The sequence below is a fragment of the Amycolatopsis sp. MEPSY49 genome, assembly GCF_051337345.1.
Lineage (GTDB): Bacteria > Actinomycetota > Actinomycetes > Mycobacteriales > Pseudonocardiaceae > Amycolatopsis.
The window spans coordinates 415,802-435,606 of the sequence record NZ_JBDLYJ010000004.1; the positions used below are offsets into that span (position 1 = coordinate 415,802).

Genomic DNA, 19,805 nt, shown 5'->3' on the forward strand with positions numbered 1-19,805 from the left:
TGTGACTCCTGGGGCGCTTCGGGCTGGGTCTGCGCGGCTGCCGATGTCGTGAATGACTCATTCATGTCGCCTGACGACATGAATGAGTCATTCACTACACACCGGCACCGCGCCAGGTCAGGACGAGAAGCGGTCCAGGGCCCGGATCTTGTTGGTCGCGTCCAACGCGGCCACCTTGTACGCCTCGGACAGCGTCGGGTAGTTGAACACCGCGTCCACCAGGTAATCGACGGTGCCGCCGCAGCCCATCACCGCCTGTCCGATGTGGACCAGGTCCGTCGCGCCCGTGCCGAACACGTGCACCCCGAGCAACTTGCGGTCCTTGGTGGACACCAGCAGCTTCAGCATCCCGTAGCTGTCGCCGGTGATCTGGCCGCGCGCCAGCTCGCGGTAGCGCGCGATGCCGACTTCGTACGGCACCGACGACGACGTCAGCTGGGCCTCCGTCGCGCCCACGTACGAGATCTCCGGGATCGTGTAGATACCGATCGGCTGCAGCGCGCCCAGGCCGTTCGCCGGTTCGCCGAACGCGTGGTACGCCGCGAGCCTGCCTTGGTCCATCGACGTCGCCGCGAGCGCCGGGAAGCCGATCACGTCGCCGACCGCGTAGATGTGCGGCACCTCCGTGCGGTAGTTCTCGTCGACCACCAGCCGGCCCCGCTCGTCGGCCGCCAGTCCCGCCGCGTCGAGGGCCAGCTCGCCGGTCATGCCCTGGCGCCCCGCGGAGTACATGACGCCGTCGGCCGGGATGCGCTTGCCGCTGACCAGCGTCGTGATCGTCGCGTCGTCGGACACCGCCACGTCCGCGACCTTCTCGCCGAAGCGGAACGTCACGCCGAGGTCGCGCAGCTGGAACTTCAGCGACTCCACGATCTCCGGGTCGCAGAAGTCGAGCATGTGGTCGCGCTGCTCGACCACCGTGACGCGGGAGCCGAGCGCGGCGAACATCGACGCGTACTCGATCCCGATCACCCCGGCGCCCACCACGACCAGGGACGACGGGATCTGCTCGAGCCGCAGGATCTCGTCGGAGTCGAGCACGCGCGCGGCGTCGAAGTCCACCTGGGCCGGGCGCGCCGGGCGGGTGCCGGTGGCGATCACGACGTAGTCCGCGCTCAGCGTCCGGCGGTCGCCGGGGTGCTTGCTCTCGACGACCACCGTGTGCGGGTCGGCGAACGAGCCCGTGCCGGAGACCAGGTCGACGTGGTTGCGCATCAGCTGCGCCCGCACGACCTGCACCTCGCGCCCGACGACGTGCTGCGTGCGCGCCAGCAGGTCGGCGATCGTGATGTCCTGCTTGACGCGGTAGCTGGCGCCGTACAGCTCGCGCTGGTTCATGCCGGTCAGGTAGAGCACGGCTTCGCGCAGCGTCTTGGACGGGATCGTGCCGGTGTTGACGCACACCCCGCCGACCATGTCGTGCCGGTCCACGACCGCCACCCGCTTGCCGAGCTTCGCCGCGGCGATGGCGGCCTTCTGGCCGCCGGGGCCCGAACCGATGACGATGAGGTCGTACTCGTGCTCGCTCACGTGTCGAGCCTGCGCACCCGGGCGGCCCCGCGCAACCCCTCGCCGGTGAAGATCCGCGCGCGGATCGGTTTCCGGGCTAGCGTGGCCGGGTGCTGCGCGTCTCGCTGCTGGGCGAGCAGGTCATCGCCGACGACACGACCGGCACCGTGCTGACGCGGTCGCCGCGGTCGGTCGCGCTGGTGGCCCACCTCGTCGTGCACGCCGGGCTCGCCCAGCCCCGGCGCCTGCTCGCGGGGCTGTTCTGGCCGGACTCCACCGACGCGCAGGCCCTGACCAACCTCCGCCGCGAGCTGCACCAGCTGCGCCGCGTGCTCGGCGACCTGCCCTCCCTCGCCGTCACCGGGCGGGACCTGTGCTGGCGGGACACGCCGTCGAGCCGGGTGGACGTGCGGGAGTTCGACGTCGCCTACCGGGCCGCGCTGGCCGCCGAGGACCCCGGTGAAGCCGTCGCCCACGCGCAGGCCGCGCTCGCGGCCCACCGCGGCGAGCTGCTGCCGGGCCTGGCCGACGACTGGGTCCTGGCGGCCCGCGCCGAGCTCGACCGCCAGTGCGTCGAGCTGTGCGACCTGATCTGCCGGACCCCGGCGGGCGACCCGGCCGCCGCGCTCGCCGCGGCCCGCCGCCGGATCCGCCTGCGTCCCCTCGAAGAGACCGGTTACCGGACGCTGATGGGGCTGCAGGCCGACGCCGGCGACCGCGCGGGCGCGGTCAGCACGTACCACCGGTGCGCGTCGGTCCTCGAACGCGAGCTCGGCGTCGTCCCGGCCGAACCGACCCGCGCGGCGCTGCGCCGGCTGCTCGACCGGCCCGGCCCCGAGGTCCGGCGCGCGGCGGCTCCGGGGCTCGTCGGCCGGGCGGCGGAGCTGGCGCGGCTCGGCGAGCGGTGGCACGCGGCCGCCGCGGGCCGGGCCGGGATCGTCCTCGTGCGCGGCGACGCCGGGGTCGGCAAGACGCGGCTCGTCACCGAGCTCGCCGGGCTGGCGCGCGCGGAAGGCGCCGTCGTGGCCACCGGCCGCTGCTTCGGCTCGGCCGGGCGGCTCCCGCTCGCGCCGGTGGCCGACTGGCTGCGCACCCCCGCCGTGCAGCGGGCGGCCGCTGCCCTCGACCGGGGGTGGCGCGCCGAGGTCGACCGGCTGCGGCCGGCCGCGCGGCCGGCCGCGGGTGGTCACCCGACCGTCGACGCGTGGCAGCGCCTGCGCTTCTTCGAGGGGCTCGCCCGCGCGCTCACCGCCGGCGGGCGGCCCGTGCTGCTGGTGCTCGACAACGTGCAATGGTGCGACGAAGAGACGGGCGCGTTCCTCGCCTTCTGCCTCGGTCTCCTGCCGGACGCGCCACTGCTGGTCGCCGGGACGCTGCGCGACGGCGACCTCGACCCCGGCGTGGCCGCCTGGACCGCGCGGCTGCGCGACGACGGCAAGCTGACCGAGCTGCCGCTGCGCCCGTTCGACGCCGACGGCACCGCGCAGCTCGGCGAAGCGGTGGCCGGGCGCCCGTTGTCCGCGTCGGACCGGACCCTGCTGCACGCGGCCACCGGCGGGTTCCCGCTGTACGTCGTGGAAGCGTTGCGCACCAGCGCTTCCCCGCCGTCCGGGCGGCTGGACGGCGTGCTGCGAGCGCGCCTCGAACAGCCCGGCCCGGCGGCCCGGGAAGTCGCCGGGCTGGCCGCCGCGGCGGGCCGGGACGTCACCCTCGAGTTGCTCACCGAGGCGAGCGACCTCGACGCCGACACCGTCGTCGAGGCCGTGGACGAGCTGTGGCGGCGCCGGATCGTGCGCGAGGTCGGCGGCGGCTACGACTTCACCCACGACCTCCTGCGCGAAGCCGCCTACCAGCAGGTCAGCCCGCCGCGGCGGTGGCTGCTGCACCGGCGGCTGGCCCAGGGCCTGGAGCTGCTGCACGCCGAGGACACCGACGCCGTGGCGGCGCAATTGGCCGAGCAGTACGCCCGCGGCGGGCGCCCGGACCGCGCCGTCGAGCACTACCGGCGTGCCGCCGCCGTCGCCGCCCGGACGTTCGCGCACGCCGAGGCGATCCGGCTGCTGAAGGAGGCGCTGACGCTCGTCCGCGCGCGCCCGGCGAGCGGCAACCGCGACCGCGCCGAGCTCGACGTCCTCGAAGCGCTCGCCGGGCCGCTCAACGCCCACCGCGGGTACTCCTCCCCCGAGCTGCAGCACGTCCTGGAACGGTCGCTCGCGCTCGCGGAGTCCTCGGGCAGCAAGGAGTCCGCGCTGACCGCGCTGCTGGAACTGTGGTCGTCGCGGTTCGTCCAGGGCCGGACGGCGGAGGCGCACGAAGCCGCCGAGCGGGCCCTCACGCTGCTCGTCCCCGGCACCAGCGCCGAGCAGGGCGGCTCGGCGCACTTCATCGTCGCGGGCTCGTCGCTGACCCTCGGGCACGACCCGGCCGAGGCGCTGCGGCACTTCGAGCTGGGCGCCGAGCGCACCCGCGGGGCGTCGTCGTGGCCGATCGGCACCCGGCCGGACGTGCACGGGCCGGCCTGGGCGGCGCACGCCCACTGGCTGCTCGGCCACGACGACGCGGCCGTGGCCAGCGGCGCCGGCGCGATCGCGCTGGCCCGCCGGATCGAGCAGCCGTACAGCCTGGCCATCGCGCTGGCGTACGCCGGGATCACCCACCAGCTGCGCCGGGACCGGGCGGCGCTGTGGACGGCGGTCTCGGAGCTGCACGCGCTGTGCGACCGGTACGGCTTCGCCTACTACCGCGAGTGGGCGCTGGTGCTGGGCGGCTGGGCCCGCGGCGGCGCGGCCGGGCTGGCCGCGGCGCAGGAGGGCGTCGCGAACCTCAAGGCCGAGGGGGCGTTCGCCCGGATGCCGTACTGGCTGACGCTCGTCGCCGAGCTGGCGGACCCGGCCGCGGCCCGCGCGACGCTGGACGCGGCCCTCGCCGCCGGGGAGGCCCGCGACGACCGCTGGTGGCTGCCGGAGGTGCTGCGGCTGCGGGCGGCTCACGACGCCGACCCGGTCCCCCGCCTGCGGGCGGCCGCCGAGCTGGCCCGCGTCCAGGGCAGCGTCGCCCTGCGCCGGCGGGCGGAGGCGGACCTGGGCGTTCGGCTCCCGTCCTGACTCCGGCGAACGGACCGAACGCTGTGCGAACGCCGGCTGCCTACGTTCCCTCCCGTACGGAAATCCGAGAGGGGCACCATGACCACCACCGCACTGCCGCACGAGGAACTGGCCACCGCGCTGCGCGGCGACCTCATCACGCCGGCCGACCCGGGCTACGACGACGCCCGCGCGGTCTACAACGCCATGATCGACAAGCGCCCGGCGGCGATCGCCTACTGCCGCGACGCCGCCGACGTCGTCACCTGCGTCCGCTACGGCCGCGAACAGGGCCTGGACCTGGCCGTGCGCGGCGGCGGCCACAACGCGGGCGGCCTCGGCGTCGCCGACGGCGCCCTGGTCGTCGACCTGTCCGGGCTGCGCAGCACCACGGTCGACCCGGTCAACCACACCGTCCGCGCCGACGCGGGGTGCACGTGGGGCGACGTCGACCACGCGACGGTCGCGTTCGGGATGGCGACGCCGTCGGGCATCGTGGCCTCGACCGGCGTCGCGGGCCTGACGCTCGGTGGCGGCATCGGCTACCTGGCCCGCCGCTTCGGCCTGACGGTCGACAACCTGCTCGGCGCGGACGTCGTGCTCGCGGACGGCTCGTTCGTGCACGCTTCGGAGTCTTCGCACGCCGACCTGTTCTGGGCCCTGCGCGGCGGGGGCGGCAACTTCGGCGTCGTCACGTCGTTCACGTTCCGCTGCCACGACATCGGCGAGCGCGGCGTGGTGATCGGCGGGCCGGTGCTGTACGACATCGCCGACACGCCCGACGTGCTGCGCTGGTACCGCGAGCTGCTGCCGTCGCTGCCCGAGGAGCTGAACGGCTGGTTCGGCCTGCTGACGATCCCGCCGGCACCACCGTTCCCGGAAGAGCTGTGGGGCCGCAAGGCGTGCGGCATCGTCTGGTGCTACACGGGCGCGCACGACAAGGCGGACGAAGTGCTGGCGCCGGTCCGCTCGTTCGGGTCGCCGTTGCTGGTGGGGCTGCAGGAGATGCCGTACACGGCGTTGCAGGGAGCGTTCGACGCGCTGTACCCGGCGGGGCTGCAGTGGTACTGGCGCGCGGACGTGTTCCACGAGATCTCCGACGCGGCGATCGAGGTCCACGTCAAGCACGGCGCGGACCTGCCGACGATGCATTCGTCGATGCACCTGTACCCGATCGACGGCGCGGCGAGCCGGGTGGCACCGGACGCGACGGCGTTCCCGCACCGGTCGGGCGGCTGGTCGGGCGTGATCGTCGGAGTGGACCCGTCACCTTCGCGGGCCGAGGCGATTTCGCAGTGGACGCGGGAGTACTGGGAGGAGCTGCACCCGACGTCGGCGGGCGGGGCGTACGTCAACTTCATGATGGAGGAGGGCCAGGACCGGGTTCGCGCCTCCTACGGAGGGAATTACGACCGGCTGGCGGAGGTGAAGCGGCGGTACGACCCGGACAACGCGTTCCACGTCAACCAGAACATCCGTCCCGCCTGACGCTCGGCGCGGGCGGCCGGGGCGGGGGTCCGGCCGCCCGGGGTAGGTTCACCTCCGAGGAGGTGATCACGTGCCCCGGTGGGACGTCCTGACGGCCATCGGCGCCGGCGGCGCGCTGGGCAGCCTCGCCCGTTACGGCCTGTCCGTGGCGATCCCGCACGCCCGCGGCGAGTTCGCCGTCGCGACGCTGCTCACCAACGTCCTGGGCTGCCTGCTCATCGGCGTCCTGATGGCGTTGCTGACCACCACCGCGCGCCCCCACCACCTGCTCCGGCCGTTCCTCGGCGTCGGGATCCTCGGCGGGTTCACGACGTTTTCCACGTTCGTGACCGACACCCTCGACGCGGTGACGACCGGGCGGATACTGGCGTCGCTGGCCTACGCGCTGGCGTCGGTGGTCTTCTGCCTGGCGGCGGTGACCGCCGGCCTGACGGCGACCCGCGCGATCCGGAAGGGACGCTGATGGAAGGACCGGCCACCCGCCTCACGATCTACCTCGGCGAAGACGACCACTGGCACCACAAGCCGCTGTACCACGAGATCGTCCGGCGAGCCCGCGACGCGGGTCTCGCGGGCGCATCGGTGCTTCGCGGGGTCGAGGGCTACGGCGCGTCGTCGCTGATCCACACGACGCGGATCCTGTCGCTGTCGGAGGACCTGCCGGTGGTCATCGTGATCGTCGACCGCGAGGAGAAGCTGCGGGCGTTCCTGCCGCAGCTGGACGAGCTGATCGGCGAAGGCCTGGTGACGCTCGACCAGGTCGAGGTGGTCCGCTACGTGGGACGGACGGAGTGACGCTGGTCCTGGTGGCCGTCGGCGGAGCGGCGGGGTCGATCCTGCGCTACCTGACCGACCGCCGGGTCCAGTCGTGGCGCGACTCGCCGTTCCCGTTCGGGACGCTGACGGTGAACATCGTGGGATCGTTCGTCTTGGGGTTCCTGAGCGGCTGGCTCCTGCACGGCGCGGAGCCGTCGTCGGTGCGTTCGCTGGTGGCCGTGGGTTTCTGCGGCGGGTTGACGACGTTCTCGACGTTCGGCTACGAGACCGTGCGGCTGTTCATGGAGAAGACGCGGCTGTACGCGGTGGTCAACGTGCTGGTGACGGTGGTCGCGGGCCTCGCTTCAGGCGCTCTCGGCCTGCTCCTCGCCACGGCGGTCTTCGGCTAGGGCTGATCGGTCAGTCCGCCTCACCAGTGGGCGGTTCGAAGCCAGGGACGGTTTCGCCGAACCGGAGGAGAATCCGCGCGAGCTGCGCATACGCCGATCGCGCGTACTCGCCACTCGTCCTCCAATGCCAGTCATGAAAAGTCGAACGCCAGTGGCACCGCGTTACAGCAGAGCCCCGACCTTCCCGAGGTCCGCAACGGTCACGTCTCCGGCCCGATCAAAGCCGTCACCGCGGTGCTCGCGCGCAGTCCTAGCCGCGGTCGGGACGGCCCAGCCGCCGCTGCACGCGGCCGAGCGCCTCCTCGAGCCGGCCGGCCCGGCCGGCTTCCCGCTCGGCGCGGCGTTCGACCTTCCACTCGACGTACTCGACGAGCGGGATGTCCGGCCACTTGCGCTTCACCCGGCGGCGCTTTCCCAGCAGCCGCAGCTCGGCCGCTTCGGCGCGGACCTCGTCCGGGTTGCCGGTCGCCGCCCGCAACGCCAGGCTTTCCCGCGCGCGGTTGGTGCGGCGCGCGAACGCCTTGCTGCGCGCCAGGTTCTTGCGCGACGACTTGTCGTTCTCGCCGTACGCGTCGCGCCGGTCCTTGAGGTAGCTGAGCCGCTTCTTCTCCGGCGGCGTCTTCCGTCTCATCCGTCCTCCTCCGGCGCCCAGGAAACACCGGGCGCCGGAGGAGAGCAACGGAATATCAGCGCGGTGCCAGCCCGCGCACCTGCTCGAACGGATCCCCACCAGTCGGCAGCAGCGCGATGATCGGCGTCGTCAACCCCTTGTCCACATAGGACCGCACCTGCTCCCGGCACGACTCCACGCTCCCGTGGACGACCAGCTCGTCCACGACCGAGTCCGGGATCACCTGGTTCGCCTTCTGCCGGTCTCCCGCCGCCCACGCCTCGTGCATCGGGGCCAGCGCCTCGCCGCGGCCCAGCCATTCGTGGAACGCCGCGTACACCGGGACCGTCAGGTAACTCGAGATCAGCATCCGCCCCAGACCTCGCGCCGCGTCGGCGTCCTCCGTGGGGCAGACGAAGATCCGGGCCGCCAGCTCGACGTCCGGGCCGATCTCGGCGCGCACGCGAGGGACGTCCGAAGCCGCCAGCCAGTTGGTGATCGCGCCGTCCGCTTCACGCGCCGCGAGGCGCAACATGCCCGGACGGAGCGCCGCCAGCATGATCGACGGCGGCGGGTCGGCCGGGCGCTCCAGCCGGAACTTCGACACCGCGAACGTGTCGTACTTTTCGCTGACCTTCTCCCCCGCCAGCGCCGAACGCAGGAACCGCAGCGTGTCACGGGACCGCGCGAACGGCTCCTCGAAGGAGGCCGCGTTCCACTGGGAGACGATCACCGGGGACGACGCGCCGATGCCCAGCACGAACCGGCCGGGCGCCAGCTCCGCAACCGTCGCCGCCTGCATCGCCAGCAGACCCGGGCCACGCGTGTACACCGGCACGATCGCCGTGCCCAGGCGCAGCTGCGGCGCCCACTGCGAGGCCAGGACCAGCGGCGTGAACGCGTCGGTGCCCGCCGTCTCCGCCGTCCACGCGTCGGTGTAGCCCAGGTCCGGCAGCTGCTCGACCAGTTCGCGGTGCGCCGTCAGCGGCACCCCGGTCAACGGGATCGTGAGGCCCCAGCGGCTCATGCGGTCTCCTTCTCGACACTGGACAGTTCACGCAGCAGCCAGTCCACCTGCGTGCGCATCAGGTTCTCCGCGACCTCTTCGGCCTGCGGCGTCATGTGGGTCGCGCCCGCCAGCGGGAGGAACACGTGCGGCCGCCCCTTCGCCAGCAACGCCGACGACAACCGCAGCGCGTGCGCGACGAACACGTTGTCGTCGGCCAGCCCGTGCACGATCAGCAGCGCGCGGCTCAGCTCGCCCGCGCTCTCGATCAGCGAGTTGTGCGCGTAGCTTTCGGACTCGTCCTGCGGCTTCCCCAGATACCGCTCGGTGTAGTGCGTGTCGTACAGCGACCAGTCGGTGACCGGCGCGCCCGCGACCGCCGCGTGGAACACGTCCGGCCGGCGCAGCACCGCCAGCGCCGACAGGTAGCCGCCGTACGACCACCCGCGGATCGCCACGCGTTCCAAGTCCAGCTCGGGACAAGACGCGGTCGCCGCCTGCAGCGCGTCGACCTGGTCCTGCAGCGTCACGTCGGCGAGGCGGCCGGCGATCTCGCGCTCCCACACCGCGCCGCGGCCCGGCGTGCCGCGGCCGTCCGCGACGAGCACCGCGAAACCCTGGTCGGCCAGCCACTGCGACGTCAGGAAGGCGTTGCGGCTCTGCAGGACGCGCTGCGCGTGCGGCCCGCCGTACGGGTCGAGCAGCACCGGCAGCTTGCCCTCGCTCGGCTCGTACCCGCGTGGCAGGAGCAGCGCCGCGCGCAACCCACGCTCCCCCAGCGTCAGCCAGGTCAGGTTGGGCACGATGTCCGGGTCCACGGTGGACGCCTCGATGGAGGCTACCGGCGAACCGTCCCGCAGCACCGAAACCCGCGGCCCGCTGTGCTCCAGGCTCCACGACGAGAGCACCGTTACCGCGGCACTGCCGGAGCCGTGGTGCACGCCGTCCACAGTGGACAGCCGGCGCACCGAGCCACCCTCGGTCCGGAACACGTGGATCTGCGTCGGGTCGGCTTCGGACGCGCTGAAGAGGATCTCGTCGCCGACGTCGAGGACGGCGCGCAGCTGCAGCCCGGCCGGGGTGACGGCCTCGCCGCCGACGAACAGCCGGTGGTCGCCGTCCACCATGCCTTCGACGACCAGGCGGCCGTCCGGCGTCCACGCCGGGACGCCGCCGACGATGTCGATCCAGTGCTGGTCGGTGGCGGTGTGCAGCACCGACGTCGAGCCGTCGGCGACGTCCAGCCCCAGGACGTCCATCCGCTTCTGGTCGCGCGGCTGCACGGCGAGCAGCGGCACGCCGCCGGCCGACCAGTGCACCGAGGCCAGGTACTCCCACTCGCCCGGCGCGACGTCCACACGGGAGCCGTCCAGGCCGAGCACGGAAAGCGAAACCAGCGCGTTCGTCGTGCCCGCCGCCGGGTATGCGACGACGTTGGCCGGGTTCTGCGGGTTGGCCGGGTCGGCGATGGTCCAGCGCGGCACCGGGCCGCGGTCGGAGCGCTCGGCGAGGATGCTGCGGCCGTCCGGGGCCCACCAGTAGCCGCGCGTGCGGTCCATCTCCTCGGCGGCGATGAACTCGGCGAGGCCCCAGGCGATGTCCTCGCCGTCCTCCTCGACCAGCACGCGGTCGTCGCCGGTGGCCAGCTCCATGACGTGCAGCCGCCGGTTCTGCACGTACGCCACGTGCGTCCCGGTCGGGTCCGGCCGCGGGTCGATCACCGAGCCGTCGACGCGCAGCGTCACCTCGCCGGACGCGAGGTCCAAGGTGTACAGCTTGCCCGAGAGCGAGAACGCGGCGACCGTGAAGCCCGCGTCGACGCCGTAGTGGACGACGCCGCCACCGGTCTCGCGGGCGCGTTCGCGGCGCGCGCGCTCCTCGGCGGGCAGCTCCTCCTCGCCGGGCAGCAGCTCGGCGGCGTCGACCAGCTTCGTCTCGGCGCCGGTCGCCAGGTCGGCCGACCAGAGGCTGTGCCGGGGGTCGGTGCCCGACTCCGCGCGCAGGAACAGCACGCGCGAAGCGTCCGGGGCGACCCGGAACTCCTTCGGCGCGCCGAGGGTGAAGCGCTGGGTCCGGGCCTGCTTGCGGAGGAACGGGAGGTCGTCGACATCGGTCACGCCCGCACTCTTTCAGACGATCACGCGGATACGCCAACGCCCTTGAGCTTCGCCAGCTCCGCGTCGACGTCGTAGTCCGGTTCGGGGAACCGCGGCTTCAGGTCCGCGAGCGTCTCGATCAGCAGCTCGGCGACGGCCCAGTTGCGGTACCACTTGTGGTCGGCGGGCACCGCGTACCAGGGCGCGTGCCCGGTCGACGTCTTCTCGAAGATGTCGGCGTAGGCCTCGGCGTAGGCGGGCCAGTGCGACCGGGCCTCGAGGTCGCCGGGGTTGAACTTCCAGCGCTTCTCCGGCGTGACGAGCCGGGCCTTGAGCCGCTTGAGCTGCTCCTTCGGCGAGATGTGCAGGAACACCTTGACTACGGTGGTGCCCGCCTCGGCCAGCTCCTCCTCGAAGGCGTTGATCTCGCTGTAGCGGCGGCGCCGCTCGGCGGCGGTGAGCAGCTTGCTCACCCGCGGGACCAGGATGTCCTCGTAGTGCGAGCGGTCGAAGACGCCGATCTGGCCGGGCGCGGGCAGCTGCTTGCGGATCCGCCACAGGTAGTCGTGGCGCCGTTCGGCCGCGGTGGGCTTCTTGAACGCCGCGTACCGGACGCCCATCGGGTTGACCAGGCCGAGCACGTGCGAGACCGTGCCGCCCTTGCCGGAGGTGTCCATGCCCTGCAGCACGAGCAGCACGCTGCGGGTGCCGCCGCCGACGCCCTCGGCGTAGAGCGCCTCCTGCAGCGCCGACAACCGCTCGCCGGCGCCCTCGAGCTTGGCCAGCGCCTTGGGCTTCTTGCCGGGGCCGACCGGGGTCGAACCCGGGTCCGGCAGCTCCGCGCCGACGCGCAGCGCGTCCCGGACCCGGCTTCCGTCGTTCTTCGCCATCCGCTGACGATAACGACTCAAGCGGCAGCTTTCGCGGCGAAGAGTTCCAGCAGCGCACCGTGCCCGCCGTCACCGGAGACGCCTTCGCGGACCTTGGCGCCGGTTTCGCCGTGCCGCTCGAAGTTGCGGTGCTCCAGTTCGACGCGGGTCGAGCGCGGTCCTTCTTCGACGAATCTGACTTCGATCTCGCTGGCGTACGCCGGGTCGGGGTTGATCCGCCAGTCGCCGTCGATCCGCCACGACAGCACCACCCGGGCGGGCGGCTCCCAGACGAGCACCTCGCCCCACTGGCACTCGGCGCCGTCCACGGTCCTCTCGTACCAGCGGCCGCCCGGCTTCGGCTCCAGGACGGCTTCGGCGAGGTCACCCGCCCCGATGTGGTGCTGCCGCGGCCACCAGCTGTCGAAGGCCTCGGTGTAGGTCTTGAACGCGTGCTCGCGCGAGCAGGCGACGGTGATCGTCTTGCGGATCGGTTCCAGGGTGGTCATGACTGCTCCTCTTCGGTGGATTCCGCCAGCTCGGCGAAGGCCTTCAGCGCGTCCGACCACATCCCGTCGAGCCAGGCGCGCAGGGCGGCGATCCCGGCCGGTTCCAGCCGGTAGAGCCGCTTGGTGCCGACGGCCCGGTCGGTGACCAGGCCGGCCGCCTTGAGCACCTTGAGGTGCTGCGAGACGGCGGGGCGGCTGATCGGCAGGTCCGCGGCCAGCTCGCCGACCGCGCGCGGCCCGTCGCGCAGCGCCTCGAAGATCGCGCGGCGCGAAGGGTCGGCGAGGGCGGCCAGCTGGTCGCTTCCGTAAGTCGCCACGAACGGTAAGTTACGGCTTACCGATGCCGTCGTCAACGGTTGCGCAGTGTTTCGAGGGTGTTGCGGGCGGATTGCGCAACGAACGACGGGTGAAAGCAATGATTCCCGGCTGAACTCTGCGTCTTCTGCCCTTAACCTGAACACATGACGACGTTCGCCGGCCGGGAGACCGCCGCCCCCACCGCCGCGAGCTTCATCGAGCTCGACGAGCGGTGGAGCACGCACAACTACCACCCCCTGCCCGTCGTGATCGCCGAAGCTTCCGGTGCTTCGGTGACCGACGTCGAAGGCCGTTCCTACCTGGACTTCCTGTCCGGCTACTCGGCCCTGAACTTCGGCCACCGCCACCCGGACCTGATCGCCGCCGCCGTGGAGCAGCTCGGCCGCGTCACGCTGACGTCGCGGGCGTTCCACCACGACCAGCTGGGCCGGTTCTGCCGCGAGCTGGCCGAGCTGACCGGCACCGAGCTGGTGCTGCCGATGAACTCGGGCGCCGAAGCCGTCGAGTCCGCGGTCAAGATCGCCCGCAAGTGGGCGCACCGGGTCAAGGGCGTGCCGGACGGCACCGCCGAGATCATCGTCGCCGGGTCCAACTTCCACGGCCGGACGACCACGATCGTGTCGTTCTCGACCGACGAGACCGCGCGCGCCGACTTCGGCCCGTTCACCCCGGGCTTCGTCACGGTGAAGTACGGCGACGCGGCCGCCCTGCGCGACGCGATCACCCCGCGCACCGCCGCGGTGCTGCTGGAGCCGGTGCAGGGCGAGGCCGGCGTGATCGTGCCGCCGGAGGGCTACTTCGCCGACGTCCGCGCGGCCTGCGACGAGCACGGCGTGCTGCTGATCGCCGACGAGATCCAGTCCGGGCTGGCCCGCACGGGCACGGTGCTGGCGCTGGACCACGAAGGCGTCCGCGCCGACGTGTACACGCTGGGCAAGGCGCTCGGCGGCGGCATCATGCCGGTGTCCGCGGTCGTCGGCCGCCGCGACGTGCTGGGCGTGCTGAAGCCGGGCGAGCACGGCTCGACGTTCGGCGGCAACCCGCTGGCCTGCGCGATCGGCCGCGCGGTGGTCAAGCTGCTGGCGACGGGCGAGTTCCAGCAGCGCTCGACGGAGCTGGGCGCACACCTGCACGGGCGGCTGAACTCGCTGATCGGAAGCGGGCTGTCCGAGGTCCGCGGCCGCGGCCTGTGGGCGGGCATCGACATCGCCCCGGGCGGGCCGTCGGGACGCGAGGCGTCGGAGGCGCTGGCCGGGCGCGGCGTGCTGTGCAAGGAGACGCACGAACGCACACTGCGCGTGGCGCCGCCGCTGGTGATCACGCGCGAGGAGCTGGACCGCGGCATCGACGCGATCGCCGAGGTCATCCGCCCGTAAGACGTCCGGATGCCGCCGGGTGAACCTCCCGCCCCGGCGGCATCCGGAGCACAACGAGCGGCGGGCCCGTCACCAGCCCCGCCGGGAGGTGGCGCGCCCCAGGGACGCGACCAGGGAAAGCACCAGGCCGAGCCCGAAGAGCACGACGCCGAGCCGGATGTCGGCGAACGCCGGGAACGCGGGGCGCCCGAACTCGTCGGTGCGGGTGGACATCACGGTGGCCACCTCGACCACGGTCAGGCCGAACCCGCCGACCGCGAGCAGCGCTCCCAGCCAGACGGCGACCCGCACCCACGCCGGCGCGCCGGAGTAGTTCGCCGGCGACGGCGCATGGACCTTGGAAATGAGGCCGCCGTGCGTCGCGACCTCGATGTTCCCCTGGCCGAAGTGCTGCGCGTTGGTCTCCGCGACGACCTGGTTGATGATCCGCCTGCCGCCGGCCTGGTCGAGCCGCCGCACGAGCGCGTCCAGCTCACGGGCGAACCGCTGGTCGGCGGCGGCGAGGTTTTCCACGGCCCGCGCGACCCGTTCCTGGACGGCCCGGTCGGTGGGCGCACGCGACAGGTCCTCCTCGGCCCGTCTGCCCAGCTTGGCTGTCACGCGCAAGGCGATCGCCTTGAGCAGCTCGTCGATCTTGCTGTCGGCGAACCTCGCGACGCCCCGAGCGAACGCCGCACCCGCGTACGCGGCGACTATCCCACCATCGATCATGGCCCCTCCCCAGGGTGACGATCCAGGTTAGGTCCGGAACCGGCGGTCGTCCCAGGTGGCCGCGCGGTTTTCACCCGTACGCAGTCAATCGGGAGCGTTCGTCCGGGTTGGAGCGTTGTGCCCGGTATGGGATTCGGGGAGCGCCCGCTGGTGGGCACGAACAGCGTCACACCGGGCGAGCTGTACGAGCAGGGGAAACGGCTCCGGGAGAAAGTCCCGGCCACCGCGCACGACCACGAGGCCGCCGGTGCGGGCCGGCCGAGCGCGAAGCAGTACTTCGAGGCCAGCAACGCCGGGCGGCTTCCCGAGCTGGCCGAACTCCGCCGTGAGCGCATGCTCGCGTCCCCGTTCACCTTCTTCCGCGGCGCCGCCGGGCTGATGGGCGCCGACCTCGCCGGCACGCCGGACTCCGGGCTGACCGCCCAGCTCTGCGGCGACGCCCACGCCGCCAACTTCGGGCTCTACGGCACGCCCGAAGGCAAGATCGTGATGGACATCAACGACTTCGACGAGACCGTCCCGGGCCCGTGGGAGTGGGACCTCAAGCGGCTCGCCGCCAGCCTCGTGCTCGCCGGGCGCGAGGGCGGCATCGGCGAGTCCGGTTGCCGCGAAGCCGCCGAAGACGCCGTGAAGTCCTACCGCCGCACCATCCGCGCGCTGGCGGACCTGCCGTTCCTGCGCAGCTGGAACGCCCTGCCGGACTCGTCGGTGCTGTCCAAGGCCCGCGCCGACGAGCTGATCGACGACTTCGCCGACGCCGCCGAGAAGGCCCGCAAGAACGACAGCGCGAAGATCTCCGCGAAGTGGACCGAGCGCGTCGACGACCACGAGACGGGCCTGGCGCGCCACCGGTTCGTCGAGGACCCGCCGGTCCTCACGCACGTCGACGACCGGGCGGCCGAAGCCGTCGCCGCCGGGTTGGTGTCCTATGTGGACACTCTGCGCGAGTCGCGGCGGACGCTGATCGAGCGGTACCGCATCGCCGACGTCGCCTTCCGCGTGGTGGGCACCGGCAGCGTGGGCTTGCGCAGCTACGTCGCCCTGCTGCACGGAAACGACGACGAAGACCTCGTCCTGCAGGTGAAGCAGGCGGCGAAGCCCGCACTGGCGCCGTACCTCGCCCTGCCGGCGGCGGACCACGAAGGCCGCCGGATCGTCGACGGCGCCCGCCTGGTGCAGGCGGAGACGGACATCCTGCTCGGCTGGACGACGATCGACGGAGTGCCGTACATCGTCCGCCAGTTCCGCAACCTCAAGGGCGATATCGACCCGGCGGAGCTGGAGAAGGACCACCTCGACGACTACGGCCGGCTGGCCGGCGCCCTGCTGGCCCGCGCGCACACGCGGTCACTGCACCCGAAGCTGCTGGCGGGCTACTTCGCCGACGACTCCGAATTGGACGAGGCGATGGGCGCCTACGCCGTCCGGTACGCCGACCGGACCGAGGCCGACCACGCCGCTTTCTCAGGCCGGCCGTGATCCCGGTACCGCCACGCTCGGATGCGACCAGCACCAAATTCACGCATCTTTGGTCTCCTCCTGAGAGAACAGGTCGGTTTCGGTTCCTGCTTTGGGGGCGGCTTTGGCCGCGGGCCGCACCGGCAGGACGTTCGCCGCAGTCAGATCGTCGACTGTGAGCAGCCGTCCCGCCATGATCTCGTCCAGCAGCGCAGCCTGACGTGGCTCGAGCGCGACACAAAGCTCGAGGACGTTCAGCAGTTCGAGCAACTCGGTCGTCATGGCGGGCGTCCAAGTGGTCGCGACCAGGTCGTCGAGCTGCGACTTCCGGTTTCCGGATGGGTTCTTCTTCCGGTACCCGAACCAGTGCTTGACGACCGACATCCCGGCCACCTGGTAGCTCCAGACCGCCGGCGAAACCGGAGAGATACGACCATCCCCGACATGCAACGTCCGGGTCTTCTCGTCATACGTGATGCCGTCGGGCATGCTCTCCTCGGTGTCCGGAATCCCGGCACGCACAGCGGGACGATCAGCCGGCATCTTCGGCGGACCGGGTCTGCGCCCGGCTGAGGCATCGGCGAACCGTTCTCCGTACGTGTGCAACCACACTACTTCGCGGCCGAGCCGGACCGCTTCGGTCCACAACTTCGGGTGACATGTAAGCGGCACTCTGATGCCGGGGGTTCTGAGGTTCACCGCGAACCGAGTGGTGAACGCCGGATGGGCGACGACGGCGGCCAAGTATGCGACGAAATCGTCAGACGTCACCTCAAGGCCGAGCCGATCGGATAGCAGCTGCCGTAGTCCAGGCGAGAGGTTCGGATCGTGGCCCGCTGAGTCGCGGTAAAGCGGTGCAACCCTGCCGCCACGACCGGCGAAGTGGTGCATGTCGGGGATGAGACCAGAGAAAACCAACCCCGGTCCCGTACCGATGTCGTGAAGATGCTGCTCGACCACGAAGATCTGCCGGTCTCCCACAACGGCCCAGAGCGCGGGACGCGGGGTGGCCAGCAGCCGCGAATCCGGAACCACCCACTGCCGGTCGAAGGACCGGAAACCGACACGAATCATCTGCGGCGGATCGCCGCGCTCTTCGAGGAACGGTGTACTCGACGCGACGCAGCCAGGGAGAGGCGGATTGACACGCCGCAAGTTCGCGTCTCGACTTTCGCAGAACAGCGCGGATTTTTCGTCCGGCGACGCCCTCACAATGGTACGCCAGCGCTCGTTCAGAGAGTTCCGATCCGGCGCGTACACCCAAGTGCGGTTCGGCTTGACCCCCGGCGATTGCCAAGGCATGAGCTCCGGCAGAGAGGGCATCGAGTCCCAGCGTCCGTCTCCGACCGAGCGGAAAGGAGCAGACCAGCCGCTCACGCAGGTTTCCCACCCACCATCTACCTGCAGGTTACTTAGTCCGACCTCCTTCTCGGCGACACTCCCGGAAACTTCCACCCGATGGATCACAGCCGGAACAGCCGGGTTCGGCGTACCTCGCCGAATAAAGACCGCCACGCAAATGGGTTGTTGATTCGGCTTGAAGAACCGGGTGGACATCGGCGGCTGATGACCCTCCGGTGTCAGGTCGATGAACCAGCCCTCATCTGCGGTTCTGCGAAGGTACTCCCGCATGCCTGCGAACCCGGCGCCAGTCGCAAAACTCGCGGAGCAGACCAGGGCGACGACACCTGCCGGATCGGCGGGGTGCGCATCGAAGGCCTTCCACGTCGCCCATCGCCAAAAGTAGATGTACTTATTCCAAAGCACGTACTCCAGACGACCATTTCCGGGCTTCTTGAAGGCGTGGATACTCGGTGCCGCGCCCGTCGAACTCGGGTCCTCGATCCACGGGGAACTGCCCTTTACCTTGTCGACGAAGGGCGGGTTGCCGATCACCACCATGACCGGCTCTTCGCGCTTGACCCTGTTCGCACCTTTGCGGGACCGCTCGATGGCTTCGTACATCCGTCCCAAGGGGAGATGTTGAATGTCGGGGTCATCGAGGGTGTCCGTGAGAAACCTTCGCTCCGAAGCCGGAATGTCCGCGCGGTGCCGCTTTTTCAGCAAGCTGTGGATACGGAGTTCCGCGACCGCGTACGGAGCTGCCTGGTTCTCGAAGCCGATCAACCTCTTCGACAACTCCCGCAGGCTGGCGGGAACGGCACCTGACCCTTCCTCCTCCGCGACGGTAACCGCGACCTTGTCCACGACCTCCGCCAAAAAGCTCCCCGTCCCCATCGCCGGATCGACGACGATCACATCCGGATCCGCGAAGCCCAGACTTCGACCCAACCGCGACCGTAGGATGTCGTCCACGAAGCCGGTAATGAACGACACCAGCGACGCAGGCGTGTAGTAAATGCCGCTCTTCCGACGTAGAGCCGGGTCGTACTCGGTAAGGAAGCGCTCGTACAGCATTGCGTAGGTGTCGTCAGGAAACTCTGCCCAATCAACCACACTGAGCACTCGCACCATGGTCGTCAGAGCAACACTCTGCTCCTCCTCCGGCTGATCGGTGAGAACAGTCAGCGCACGGCCCATCAATGAATGCTTCTTTCCCAGCAAGCGTGCGATCTCCCCGATGGACCGTCCGGGGAAGCTGACACCTTCGACCCGAGCCAGCAGGAGCGCGAAGGTGATCGTTTGCGCGTACTGATCCGCGAACTCCATGCCCGTCAGGTTCGGAAAGAGAACTCTCCTCCAGTCCTCGGCGAGACTGCGGAAGGTCTGCGCTTTCGACTTACCAGACTCCTCTCGCACGATCTCTGCGACGACATCATCGCGCAGCAGGCCGCAGAGGTTGGCGATCAAGCGGACGAGTTCGTCCAATGTACGCGGACGTTCAGGCTCCCACAGCAGGAAGTCGGTGAGGACGCGAGCGAAGTCCGTGCCGACCGCGTGAAACTTGCTGCCGGCGCGATCGAGGCCCGGCTCGAGCTTGGCGACCACTCCCTGAAGCTTGCCGAAGTTGAAGCGCGCGAACTGTTCTCCGTCGGAGTAGAGGACGTTCGGCAATCGCTTGAACTTCTCCCATTGCTCGAGGTCGTGCTTGCTCGCCCTCGTCCAGGTGTCCGGAACCCCGTGACCGGGCTTCTTCAACTCTACGTATCCCGCTCGCGCCCCGGCGACATCGATGGCGTAGTCAGGTCGGATCGAGAGTTCCGGCAGGCGAGTCTCACCGATCATCGTGATCTTCAAACCCAAACTACCGGCTATCGCCGCGAGCATGCGTTCAAACGGGCCTCGCAAATGATCTTCTTTCGAGCCGTGCCCAGTGCGGAGTTTGCTGGTAACTTCCCGGCCGAACTCGGCAATGACCATGTCGACCGTAGTGGTACCGATCTTCAGCCCCACAGTGCGGTTTCGAGGCATTCACCCTCCCACCAAGAAGGCAACCCGACAGATCAAATTCACCTCCTCTCCACCGGATTGTCTTCGGCCTAAAGGGTCTGATCACGAACGGATTTGATCACTAAGAGTTCGCGAAGATCACAGCTGAGCCTTGAGCAGGCTACGGATACATGACGGAACCGCCGAACAGGCGGTTTTTCCGGAATTACAATCTTGTGCTTTGGCCAATTTTCGTCCAGTTTACCGACTGGCGAC

At 70.8% G+C, this 19,805-nt stretch carries 16 protein-coding genes; 7 read left to right on the top strand and 9 right to left on the bottom strand.

Annotated features, from left to right (window positions below; all coding sequences use genetic code 11):
• Window positions 1–117: 117 nt before the first annotated feature.
• On the bottom strand, window positions 118–1,530 hold the full coding sequence (gene sthA, locus ABFJ78_RS21430; RefSeq protein ID WP_436388122.1) for a Si-specific NAD(P)(+) transhydrogenase: 1,413 nt from the start codon (window positions 1,528–1,530) through the stop codon (window positions 118–120).
• A gap of 89 nt (window positions 1,531–1,619) precedes the next feature.
• Between sthA and ABFJ78_RS21435 the strand changes: the two genes are divergently transcribed.
• The 5 genes from ABFJ78_RS21435 (at window position 1,620) to crcB (ending at window position 7,246) form a co-directional block, all read left to right on the top strand.
• Window positions 1,620–4,613, top strand: coding sequence for an ATP-binding protein (locus ABFJ78_RS21435; RefSeq protein WP_436388123.1), 2,994 nt, complete (start codon window positions 1,620–1,622; stop codon window positions 4,611–4,613).
• Between the two features lie 78 nt (window positions 4,614–4,691).
• Entirely contained in the window at window positions 4,692–6,080 is a 1,389-nt protein-coding gene (locus ABFJ78_RS21440) for an FAD-binding oxidoreductase (RefSeq protein ID WP_436388124.1), read from the top strand.
• Window positions 6,081–6,150: 70 nt separating this feature from the next.
• Window positions 6,151–6,543, top strand: coding sequence for a fluoride efflux transporter FluC (locus tag ABFJ78_RS21445; protein WP_436388125.1), 393 nt, complete (start codon window positions 6,151–6,153; stop codon window positions 6,541–6,543).
• The gene (locus ABFJ78_RS21450; RefSeq protein WP_436388126.1) at window positions 6,543–6,875 is read left to right on the top strand and encodes a DUF190 domain-containing protein; all 333 of its coding nucleotides are present in this window, start codon (window positions 6,543–6,545) and stop codon (window positions 6,873–6,875) included. Before ABFJ78_RS21445 ends, ABFJ78_RS21450 begins: the two co-directional genes overlap by 1 nt.
• Window positions 6,872–7,246, top strand: a complete 375-nt coding sequence (crcB, locus tag ABFJ78_RS21455; protein WP_436388127.1) for a fluoride efflux transporter CrcB — start codon at window positions 6,872–6,874, stop codon at window positions 7,244–7,246. The genes ABFJ78_RS21450 and crcB overlap by 4 nt, the downstream gene beginning before the upstream one ends.
• A gap of 250 nt (window positions 7,247–7,496) precedes the next feature.
• Here crcB and ABFJ78_RS21460 read toward each other — a convergent pair whose 3' ends face one another.
• The 6 genes from ABFJ78_RS21460 to ABFJ78_RS21485 are packed head-to-tail and all read right to left on the bottom strand — an operon-like array spanning window position 7,497 to window position 12,653.
• Window positions 7,497–7,877: a hypothetical protein gene (locus tag ABFJ78_RS21460; RefSeq protein ID WP_436388128.1), complete on the bottom strand. Its 381-nt coding sequence runs from the start codon at window positions 7,875–7,877 to the stop codon at window positions 7,497–7,499.
• 55 nt (window positions 7,878–7,932) lie between these two features.
• Complete coding sequence (locus ABFJ78_RS21465) at window positions 7,933–8,883, bottom strand: LLM class F420-dependent oxidoreductase (RefSeq protein WP_436388129.1); 951 nt, start codon at window positions 8,881–8,883, stop codon at window positions 7,933–7,935.
• On the bottom strand, window positions 8,880–10,979 hold the full coding sequence (locus ABFJ78_RS21470; RefSeq protein ID WP_436388130.1) for a prolyl oligopeptidase family serine peptidase: 2,100 nt from the start codon (window positions 10,977–10,979) through the stop codon (window positions 8,880–8,882). Before ABFJ78_RS21470 ends, ABFJ78_RS21465 begins: the two co-directional genes overlap by 4 nt.
• A gap of 20 nt (window positions 10,980–10,999) precedes the next feature.
• On the bottom strand, window positions 11,000–11,848 hold the full coding sequence (locus tag ABFJ78_RS21475; RefSeq protein ID WP_436388131.1) for a PPK2 family polyphosphate kinase: 849 nt from the start codon (window positions 11,846–11,848) through the stop codon (window positions 11,000–11,002).
• A gap of 17 nt (window positions 11,849–11,865) precedes the next feature.
• Window positions 11,866–12,336 (bottom strand): SRPBCC family protein, encoded by a 471-nt coding sequence (locus tag ABFJ78_RS21480; protein ID WP_436388132.1) that lies wholly within the window; start codon window positions 12,334–12,336, stop codon window positions 11,866–11,868.
• Window positions 12,333–12,653, bottom strand: coding sequence for an ArsR/SmtB family transcription factor (locus ABFJ78_RS21485; protein ID WP_436388133.1), 321 nt, complete (start codon window positions 12,651–12,653; stop codon window positions 12,333–12,335). Before ABFJ78_RS21485 ends, ABFJ78_RS21480 begins: the two co-directional genes overlap by 4 nt.
• 144 nt (window positions 12,654–12,797) lie before the next feature.
• Here ABFJ78_RS21485 and rocD point away from each other — a divergent pair, with 144 nt between their 5' ends.
• Entirely contained in the window at window positions 12,798–14,030 is a 1,233-nt protein-coding gene (gene rocD, locus ABFJ78_RS21490) for an ornithine--oxo-acid transaminase (RefSeq protein WP_436388134.1), read from the top strand.
• Window positions 14,031–14,099: 69 nt separating this feature from the next.
• Here the strand turns inward: rocD and ABFJ78_RS21495 are convergent, their stop codons facing one another.
• A complete protein-coding gene (locus ABFJ78_RS21495) occupies window positions 14,100–14,741 on the bottom strand; it encodes a hypothetical protein (protein ID WP_436388135.1) in 642 nt (213 codons plus the stop codon).
• Window positions 14,742–14,867: 126 nt separating this feature from the next.
• On the opposite strand from ABFJ78_RS21495, the gene ABFJ78_RS21500 reads away from it, so the two are divergent.
• Window positions 14,868–16,220 carry a DUF2252 domain-containing protein gene (locus ABFJ78_RS21500; RefSeq protein WP_436388136.1) on the top strand — a complete coding sequence of 451 codons (1,353 nt, stop codon included), beginning with the start codon at window positions 14,868–14,870 and terminating at the stop codon, window positions 16,218–16,220.
• Window positions 16,221–16,259: 39 nt separating this feature from the next.
• Here the strand turns inward: ABFJ78_RS21500 and ABFJ78_RS21505 are convergent, their stop codons facing one another.
• A complete protein-coding gene (locus ABFJ78_RS21505; RefSeq protein ID WP_436388137.1) occupies window positions 16,260–19,553 on the bottom strand; it encodes a type ISP restriction/modification enzyme in 3,294 nt (1,097 codons plus the stop codon).
• Window positions 19,554–19,805: the final 252 nt, after the last annotated feature.